Here is a 2,863-nt window from a genome sequence, read left to right on the forward strand (position 1 = left end):
CTCTATGTCACAATGCCGTCGATCAACGGCCTGCAGAAGATCGTCGCGCTCTGGAAACGCTTCACCGGCCGAGAGCCAAAGCCTTCCGGCCCCGATGGCGAATGGTGGGATCTTTTCAAGTATCTCAGCGATGTTCGCCCATGGTCCGCAAAGGACCGCGTCGATCCGGCGCTCGATCGATACGTCGAGCGAATGGTGCGACAGCAGCCGGACAAGCCGATCCGGTTAGAACTCGATCTTTGGTATCGCTCGGACCCCAAGCTCCGCGCGAACGCTCAAACCTATGTCGAGGCGTTGCTCAAGGTCATCGACGGCAAGTTACTGGACTTCGCCACTATCGAACCGATCCACTATCAGGCCGCTCTCGTGGAGATTCCGATCGCCCAGGCAGAGATGCTCAGCTCAGTTGCCGGCCCGATTGCTGAGGCGGATGGTGTCATGAGGGTTCGGCCGCAATCCTTCTACGAAGCGACCACCATGGACGGCGACGTCACGCTTTCGTCGGACGAAATTGCAGGGGCCGTGGCTCGACATAAACCGGCCGTCGCCGCACTCCTCGACGGGTACCCCGTGGAGAACCACGTCCATCTGTCCGGCAGGTTGGATGTTCAGGAGGTGGATGTCGCCGCAGCCAGCGTGCCGGTCGCACGCAGACGACACGGCACGTCCATGGCATCTTTGATCGTACATGGCGATCTCGGACTTCCGGGAGGGGCAATCGACCGTCCCTTGAAGGTTGTCCCAATACTGGCGGCTCCGCAGAACATGACGGTCGAATGCACTCCGCCCGGCGTCTTGCCCATCAAGATGGTCTACCGGGCGGTGACGGCGCTAATGGAGGGGATCGACGGTAAGTCTGCGCAGGGCGAAGGCGTCGTCATCATCAACCACTCGATCTGCGACCGCGAGGCGCCGTACGCGCGAAAGCCGACCTATTGGGCCAAGCTTCTCGACTATCTAAGCCATGAATACAGGCTCCTCTTCGTCGTGAGTGCAGGCAATTGTTACGAGCCGTTCGCCGTCGACACCTATGCGGACGTCGCAGCCTTTCAAAATGCCGATCCGATCGAACGGCAGGTTGCGATCCTGCGATGCGTCGAGAACGCGAAGGGCAAGAGGGTCATTCTCAGCCCGGCTGAATCCATGAACAGCCTCACCGTCGGCGCCGTCCATGACGACCAGGCAGGCGCGTGCCCGCCGGGTCTCGCCGAGCCATATGACAAGGTCTCAGGCGTTCCGAACCTCAGTTCTTCCGTAGGCCTCGGCATCAACCGCGCGATCAAGCCTGACCTGGTGGAGGCCGGCGGTCGGCAACTCGTCCGCGTGAACCTGAAAAACGGCGCAATGTCCGCTTGGGCGTTCGAGCATCAAGATGTCGGGCAGTTGGCTGCGGTACCCGATCCGGCTGGCCTTCGCGACGACCGAACGGGTCGTTCGACCGGTACAAGTAACGCCGCCGCGCTCGTCACGCGCGCTGCCATCAGGATGGCAGGCGTAGCCGAAGACCTCTTTGAGGAAGTTAACCAGAGTTGGGTCGATAGCCAAACCCGCGCCGTCGTGCTCAAGGCCCTCGTTGCACACGGCTGCCACTGGGGCCAGACCGGCGAGCTTCTTCATGGACTCTATCCCGGCCATTGGCAGAAGAAGAGGGAGGCTGTTTCCCGGGCAATCGGGTACGGTCGGGCGGACTACGACCGCATCGTAACAGCCGGAGGCAATCGCATCACCCTGCTGGCCGATGATCTCATCGGCCGCGACGAGTCCCACCAGTACAAGCTGCCGATCCCACGCGCGATGATCGCCAATCGCGAAATCAGACGGATCACGATGACGCTGGCCTGGAGCAGCCCCATTGATCCCATCACAAACCGCTATCGCGGCGTGATGGTCGAATTGGTTGACGCGAAGGGAAAGCGGAAGTTCTGGGACGGGCTAGAGGGCATCACGGACGCCAACGGATCGAAAATTCCTACAGGGCCAGTCGCAACGGCGACACGTCGCGGCACGCTCCAACATCTGGCTTTTCAAGGCAAAAAGCTCATCAGAGCTGCAGGCACGGGAGAGATCATCGTCGGCGTTCAGGCGCGCGTCGATCTGGCGGCCTTTGCCAAGGAGAAGGTGCCTTATGCGTTGGCGGTCACCTTGGAGATGGCGCAACCCGTTCGACAAGACCTCAACGCGGACGTTGCCGCCCGCGTACGCTTGAAACGTGTCGAAGTCCCGGCGCGGCCGCGAACACGAGTGAGAACCTGATATGGCATCATCGGCGAACGACTGTCTTGGCGCGCAAAGTCCCGCCTCAGTACTCGAATATCTTCGGGAAATCGGAGACGACGAAGCCGCAGACAAGCTTCAGCCCCCAGGCGGGACGGGGCAGGCATTTGGCCTGAACTTCGGCTCCGAAGTTTGGGGGCAAACCGGGGTCCTAGTTGGCTTTATCCCACCGAAACCTTCGGTCCGCCTTGCTACAGTCGAAAACGCCTACACGCTTCCACCTGACCCGAATTTGAAGGAATCTCGCGTCAAAATCAGCCTTGAGCGCTTCTGGGTCCAAAACTACCCGGGACGGGGAACACATGAAATTTTGTGCGAGTTCACTGGGAAAAACCAGGCGGAAGGTGAGCAGGAGGAGATGCAGTTCGCGCTGACAACAACGGCCCAAGATGGATCGAGTGCCGCCATCGTTGGCGCGCCGATTTTTCTTGGCGTGACCGTCGGCAAGAACGGAATTGCCTTCGAAGGAAAAACAATAAATGTTCGAAGCAAAGCCGACGAAGATCTTCTCGCGGCTTTGAGTAGCGGATCATTCCGCGAGGGGTTGGGCCTCTTGACCACCGTCCAACCTGCGTTGAAGCCATTCGTC

At 60.1% G+C, this 2,863-nt stretch carries 2 protein-coding genes; both read left to right on the forward strand.

All coding sequences use genetic code 11. The features are described from left to right. On the forward strand, window positions 1-2,253 hold a 2,253-nt coding region (locus MOV75_RS33165; RefSeq protein ID WP_247007435.1), incomplete at its 5' end, for a S8 family peptidase. Between the two features lies 1 nt (window position 2,254). After that, the coding region (locus tag MOV75_RS33170) for a hypothetical protein (RefSeq protein ID WP_247007437.1) at window positions 2,255-2,863 on the forward strand (609 nt) is incomplete at its 3' end.

It is taken from the genome of Bradyrhizobium sp. PRIMUS42 (genome assembly GCF_023006515.1).
In the GTDB taxonomy this organism is placed as follows: domain Bacteria; phylum Pseudomonadota; class Alphaproteobacteria; order Rhizobiales; family Xanthobacteraceae; genus Bradyrhizobium.